The 5,884-nt window shown below is 65.1% G+C and carries 7 protein-coding genes and 1 pseudogene; 4 read left to right on the top strand and 4 right to left on the bottom strand.

Annotation, left to right across the window (positions count from 1 at the left end):
* Positions 1-137 precede the first annotated feature (137 nt).
* A protein-coding gene (locus ACIQ7Q_RS34855; protein ID WP_403871463.1) for an IS5 family transposase occupies positions 138-952 on the top strand; the annotation gives its coding sequence in 2 pieces (ribosomal slippage) (positions 138-480 and positions 480-952; 816 coding nt in all).
* Between the two features lie 9 nt (positions 953-961).
* On the opposite strand, the gene ACIQ7Q_RS34860 is transcribed toward ACIQ7Q_RS34855, so the two are convergent.
* The gene (locus ACIQ7Q_RS34860) at positions 962-1,201 is read right to left on the bottom strand and encodes a hypothetical protein (RefSeq protein ID WP_403871466.1); all 240 of its coding nucleotides are present in this window, start codon (positions 1,199-1,201) and stop codon (positions 962-964) included.
* A 46-nt stretch (positions 1,202-1,247) separates the two neighbouring features.
* Positions 1,248-1,871: a hypothetical protein gene (locus ACIQ7Q_RS34865; RefSeq protein ID WP_403871469.1), complete on the bottom strand. Its 624-nt coding sequence runs from the start codon at positions 1,869-1,871 to the stop codon at positions 1,248-1,250.
* A gap of 594 nt (positions 1,872-2,465) precedes the next feature.
* Here ACIQ7Q_RS34865 and ACIQ7Q_RS34870 point away from each other — a divergent pair.
* The 3 genes from ACIQ7Q_RS34870 to ACIQ7Q_RS34880 all read left to right on the top strand — a co-directional run bounded on the left by ACIQ7Q_RS34870 (position 2,466) and on the right by ACIQ7Q_RS34880 (position 3,422).
* Complete coding sequence (locus ACIQ7Q_RS34870) at positions 2,466-2,645, top strand: DUF3732 domain-containing protein (protein WP_403871472.1); 180 nt, start codon at positions 2,466-2,468, stop codon at positions 2,643-2,645.
* Between the two features lie 137 nt (positions 2,646-2,782).
* Complete coding sequence (locus ACIQ7Q_RS34875; protein WP_403871475.1) at positions 2,783-3,034, top strand: antitoxin MazE7; 252 nt, start codon at positions 2,783-2,785, stop codon at positions 3,032-3,034.
* Between the two features lie 4 nt (positions 3,035-3,038).
* Positions 3,039-3,422: a toxin Doc gene (locus ACIQ7Q_RS34880; protein ID WP_403871478.1), complete on the top strand. Its 384-nt coding sequence runs from the start codon at positions 3,039-3,041 to the stop codon at positions 3,420-3,422.
* Between the two features lie 847 nt (positions 3,423-4,269).
* Here ACIQ7Q_RS34880 and ACIQ7Q_RS34885 read toward each other — a convergent pair.
* Together ACIQ7Q_RS34885 and ACIQ7Q_RS34890 are read right to left on the bottom strand one after the other, a co-directional pair.
* A pseudogene (locus ACIQ7Q_RS34885) lies at positions 4,270-4,344 on the bottom strand (transposase); the annotation flags it as partial.
* 1,065 nt (positions 4,345-5,409) lie between these two features.
* A partial coding sequence (locus ACIQ7Q_RS34890; RefSeq protein WP_403871481.1) for a hypothetical protein occupies positions 5,410-5,884 on the bottom strand: 475 nt, incomplete at its 5' end.

Genomic DNA, 5,884 nt, shown 5'->3' on the forward strand with positions numbered 1-5,884 from the left:
CAACGCCAACACCAGGCCCGCGTCAGCCACTACAAACGACACGGCCACACACCACCCGAAACTGCCAACCAGTCAGACCAAAGACCGTTGCAGTATTAGACCGTGTCCTACATGGCCAGTTGGCCGTTGTGCTGGTCATGGGGAGTGGACGGTGGGGATGGATCGTTCCGGACGGACTGTGGGAGCTCGCGGAGCCGTTGTTGCCGCTGGCACGGGTGCGCCCGCAAGGGGGCGGGGTCGCCAACATCAATGATGAGGCGGTCTTCGCCGCGATCATCTACGTACTAGTCAGCGGCTGCGCCTGGCGGGCCTTACCGCCGTGCTTCGGCGCGTCGAAGTCGACTGTGCATCGCCGCTTCGTCATCTGGTCGAGGGCCGGTGTGTGGGGTCGGCTGCATCAGAAGGTTCTCCAACTTCTGGACGAACAGGGCCTGGTCGACCTGTCCCGCGCGGTCCTCGACTCCGCCCATGTCCGCGCCAAAAAGGGGGCGAACTTGCAGGTCCGAGCCCCGTGGACGGGGGTAAGCCCGGTTCCACGATGCATGTCCTGTCCGACGCGGACGGACTGCCCCTACGCGTCGGACTCTCCGCGGCCAACACCCACGACAGCCTCGCGCTGAAGCCGATGCTGTCCCATTTCCACATGGGACACGAATCCCACGCCACTGATTCCAAGCCTCAACGCCTTCATGCGGACAAGGCATACGACATCCCTCACCTGCGGAAATGGCTGTGGGGCAAGCACATCGGGGTCCGGACCGCCCGCAAGGGCATCGAGTCCAGCGAACGTCTCGGCCGCCGCAGGTGGGTCATCGAGCGGATAATGTCCTGGCTGACCGGCTACCGCCGCCTCAACCACCGCTACGAACGACACCCGGACAACTACCTGGCCTTTCTCGGACTCGCCGCAGCCCTGTGCTGCTACAAACGCTTCCGCAACCTCACCATGTAGGACACGGTCTTAGCCGGTCGCGCAGTACGTCGGCGATGCCCCATCCCCCAGGGTTGAATCACCGGCATCCTGGTCGAAGCCGAGGAACTGGCCAAGTGCGACACCGCGCAGCCTCTCCCGGGCTCCAGTACGGGTCAGCTGGGCCAGTCCGCGGTCGACCTCCCCCAGCCCTATGCCTCTCTGGTGTTCGAGAAAGAGGATCGTCCCCTCAGGGCCCTGCCGGCCGGTCGGTGGATGCTGTCTCGGCACGCCCCGAAGGATCAAGATGGCAACACGCTCGAACTTGACACGGAATTCATCGACGTGTCCCTCGCCGGTAGCGCAGGAACGTCGCCGCGAGCTCGGGTAGCGCCTTGACCACGGCAACGGTGTCGGTCCGGTCGGCTCGGAACAGCGCGACGATGCATACGAAGGCAGCGCACAGCACGCCAAGGCCGAGGATCCAGGGCAGTGCGAGAAGAGCGTCCATGAGCGAGTCCTCGAACAATGTCGTGAGCGGAAAAGTCCCCCCGTCCCGGACAGATGGCCGGGACGTGGCGACACGTTGGAGGACCGGCGGGTTAGCTCCGCAACCCGTCCTCCGCCCTTTGATCGGGGGGTCGTGGACGACAGGATCGGCAGCGGAAATTTCTCCTCCGCCGTCGGCGTCCTCGAAGTAGCCCTCCATGGCGGCACTGTTGTCGGCCCATCCGCCCTGCTTGGCGATCTCCTTGCGGTCGTTGCTGGCGCGCTCGGAGCTGGTGGCCAGGCCCCCGGCGGGGGGAGTGGCCGGTGGGCCGGAAGTCAGGTCGGCCCACCGGCCCAGGCGAGTGATGACGTCGCCGATCGTCTCGGGGTCCAGTCCGCCGTCCATGACGGTGTGCCAGCGAGGGTGGAGCGGCTTGCAGGCGAAGTCGTCCGGGCGCCGCGCTTGCGTCACCTCGTCGCGCAAGGAGCACGCAACCGGCACCAGTTGCGACACCCACTCGGGTGATTACAGTGGAAACTGACCCCATGTGAACACGCCAAAGGGGGCAGCTATGCCTGCAACGAGCAGAAAACGGGTCGCCGTGCTGAGCTCGGCCTTCATCGCCGCAACCGTCCTCCTTACCCCCGTCGGCTTTGAGCAGGCTTCTGGGGCCCCACCAAGCAAGACTCACGTAAATACAGCCATCGTCCCTGAGACGGCTAGGGACTATCAGCGGGGCTTCAACAAGGGCTTCCGTGACGGACTCCGCCAGGGTCGGCGTGCCTGCGATCGTTATGACGATAATCGGGCAGCAGCAGCTGCAGTACCAGCCGTTAACCGGGACTGGCAGCGGGGCTACAGAGATGGCTTCCGACTCGGATTCCGCCAGGGCCAGAGGTCATGCTGAATCTGTCGTAGCCTCACGCTTGGTGGTTGGGCCGACGTCAGCATTCTCCAGACGCCTGACGTTGGAACAGCGGAGCACGGGTGCAGACTGCGCACACCTCCCGGCTGAGTCGCTGCCCAGGGTCATCCGCAAACAGCAGCGCCTAAGATCGTCCTATTGTGGTGAGGCTCCAACAGACGCTGGAGGCACTCAGCGGCGACTTCCAAGTCATCGTCATGGAGCACGCAGACCTGGAAGACGAACCCTTCCGGAGCGCCGTCGAAGCACGGTGGAGGCGCAGCAATGGAGAGGCCTTGGTTCCGCACGAGTGGATCACCGCAGACATCAGTGACAACTGACGGACTCCACCCTCGCGACGGTCCGCTCACGCAGGGCAGGCGCATCTCTGGACGAGTGGTTCGCGTAAAGCCCCATGTCAGTGGCCATCCCGGAGAGTGGGTAGTCAGACCGGTATGCCATGCGGCATACTCGAAGCATGGCCGATACCAGTGTCAAGATCGACGACGTCACCCGGGACCGCCTCAAGGATCTGGCCGCCTCGGCGGGCCTGTCCATCAAGGACTACCTCGCTCGAGTCGCCGAGGAGAAGGAACACGAAAGGCAGCTCGTCACGGCGACCGCCGCGTTCCGCCGCGTCATGGCAGAGCCAGGCCTCCTGGACCGGTTCGACGCCGATTTCGGCGGCCTTCCGCAGGCGCCTGCACACGCGACCCCGCGGGCGGCCTGACCCAGTGGAACTGCTCGTCGACTACCGGTGGCTCCTGGCCCGCCAGGAAGACATCCTGCGAACCGACCTGACCGTCAACGACCTCAGCGTGCTCGTCGGGATGGCCGCCCGCCACCGGGTCGATCCACCCCGACTCGACCAGAGCCACCCAGACGCCTTCTGGCGTGCTGCCGTGTTCCTGGAGGAGTGCGTACTGCTGCGTCCCCTCCCCGCCCGCAACGAGGCCTACGGATACGGGATCGCCATCGCCTACCTGGAGGCTTCAGGCGAACCGATCGACACCAATTACGAACTCTGGCGCGACCTGATCAACGACATACGCGCGCTGCGTCTGGACTCCTACGAGATCGCCCAGCGCCTCCGAGACTGGCGGGCACCAGCGGTGTGAGGCACGGTGAAGCACTGATCTGGGAGGAGGAGGGGCGGACGGCTGCGGGCCGAGCGCGGGCAGTAGCGTATTGATCATGTCCACGCCTCCCCCGTTTCCTCCGCAGCAGCCGTATACGCCTGGTCCCCCGCAGTCGCCGTATGGGCCGCAGCCGGGCCCATACATGGCTGGGCAGGCGCCGTATCCGGTGATGACAGGGACGTGGGTGCCGCCCGGGCCTGCGCCGCGGAAGAAGCGGACCGGGCTCATCGCGGGCATCGTGGCGGGATCCCTGGTAGCTCTCGTGGCTGGGGGGTATGGCCTGATCCGGATCATGGGGCCGATCACGTTGCCGGACGGCTGGTCGCCGCCGGGGAGGGTGAGGATGCTGGAGCCGTCGGCGTTCTTGGCGATGAGGCGGTCGCCGTCGGGGGTGTAGAGGTAGCTGGTGGTCTTGCCGCCCTCGGTGAGGGTGGCGAGGTGGCCTTCCTTGTCCCAGGTCAGGTCTTGGGTGCGGGTGCCGATGGCGCGCTTGGTGGTGTTGCCGGCCTTGTCGTAGGTGAAGGTGCTGGTCTGTCCGTCGTTCGCGCCGCCGACGGCCTTGGCCTGCTGGACACCGTGGGGCAGGTCCGTCTTGGGGGCCGGGTGGGTGTAGGTGGTGGTGGCCGTGGTGCCGGCCAGGGCGCCGGTGCCGTGGCCGGTCTGCTCGGTCCGGTTGCCGATGGCGTCGTAGGCGTAGGTGTGCCAGTAGGCGTCCGGGCCGCCGACCGTCGTGGTGCCGGGCTGGTCGGCGCACTTGGTGGTGGTTGTCCAGGCTTCGGTGAGCCGGCTGTCCGGTTGGCCTGCGGTCGGGCCGGGCCTTTCTCTAGGCCGTCAACGTCGGCTCGATCAGGGCCCATCGGGCGTCGGACAGGTCGCTGGGGTACGGCTTGCGCTCGCTCACGGCGTAGCGTGATCACGGGCGAGGCGGAGGGCTCGGTTCCGCTGTTCATCAGGCGATTCCGTGGCAACGTCAAATCAGACGGACTTCCGGGCACGGAAGTGAACGAGACGGATGGCCGAGCCTCAGTCCTGGAGAGCGCGATTCGCCACCTACGGGATGGAAGCCCCCAAGGCAGGGCGGGCATGAGAGCCGCATATAGGGCTTGACCTGCATAAACGCCCTCTCAGAGGGCGGTTCGTGAGTTGATGTCCGTTTCCAGCGGTCGCAGGCCACCGAGAACACCGCGTTCGCGGGCGGCGCCCCGCCAAAGCCGGACTTCCTGCTGTGGAACGTGCCGGTGCTCTTCGCGCTGCTGACCGTGGCCGCGGTGGTCTCCGTCTACAAGCCGTGGGGCCGCACCTCCCAGGGCCGGCGCACAACGCCGCGCGGCGCGCGGGCCTGACGGCAGCCGCTACCCAACGACGTACTGCAGCACCCAGGTCGAGGTGTGGGGCGGTTGCCGTAGCGGAACCGCCCCACGGCGTTGCCTCAACTGCCCACCTCAGGCGCCCCGATGCAGGACGGGCTCGAGGACAGTGTCCGCCTCAGCAACGCCGCCAGGAGGAGGCCGCAGGAACGGCGACCCACCACCGGCGCCGCCTTCTCGGACAGCAGTGTCAGCAGCGCAACGCCGAAGCCGGTGCGGGTTGTGCTGGTCAGGCACCGACGCCACTGCCGCTTTGCGTCACACAGGAAATCCGGAATACAGGTTCCTCACCGAATCACTTGGATTATCTCTGGAAGCACCATCAGAGTCGCCACCACCACCCACCCTGCTCCAACGATTCTCATTGTTCGAGGCGTAGAGCGGCCGGCAGGGACGAACGCCGTAACAAAGCGATGGAACCTTTCCGCCACCTGGAAGGCATTACATGCAAAAAGCAGCCCGAGGATACCGAACACTATAGCCGCAATATAAAGTATGTAAATACCGTCAGTCGAACCCGGTTCCGACAGGCCAATTACCATCATTACTCCTTGGCGTCGGCCCGGGAGATCAAATCCCGGGCCGATCCGTAGTTTCGACTAAAGCCAGTCGCTCCAGGTCCGATTGAACCCGTTGTAAAGTTCCGCGCCTATCCCCCACCCTGTCCCGACCTCAATACTACTCACCTGCCGCCCCTTAGAGTTGGTGGTTCTGATGGCAGTCTCATGATTTCCATATATACCCGGACCGGCTCTCAGTGATCCGCCAGCATCATGCCCCATACCCGCGAGCTGGCCGATATCGTCGGCATTGCTGCGCATGGAGCCAAGATTCACGGCGCCGCCAAGCTTGAATCCCTCGGTTCCCCAGTCAAATGATCGGGTATAGCCCAGCCTCATCTTGCCGTCCGGCGTAGCCACCGAAACAATACAAACCTGCCCTCCGCCGCCTGCAAAAATTCCCCCAGACAAGCTTCCACTGAGCCCTTTCCAACCTGACTGCAGTGCGGGGGCGTTGGTGGGCTTGGGTTGTACGGAACGACGAAGCTCCTGGTAGACGGGTTCTCGATCAAGA

The organism is Streptomyces sp. NPDC096176 (assembly GCF_044763255.1).
Classification (GTDB): Bacteria; Actinomycetota; Actinomycetes; order Streptomycetales; family Streptomycetaceae; genus Streptomyces.

Excerpts from the sequence above, each read along its gene's own strand:
- ACIQ7Q_RS34875 (WP_403871475.1), top strand. The coding sequence starts at position 2,783 with ATGGCCGATACCAGTGTCAAGATCGACGACGTCACCCGGGACCGCCTC.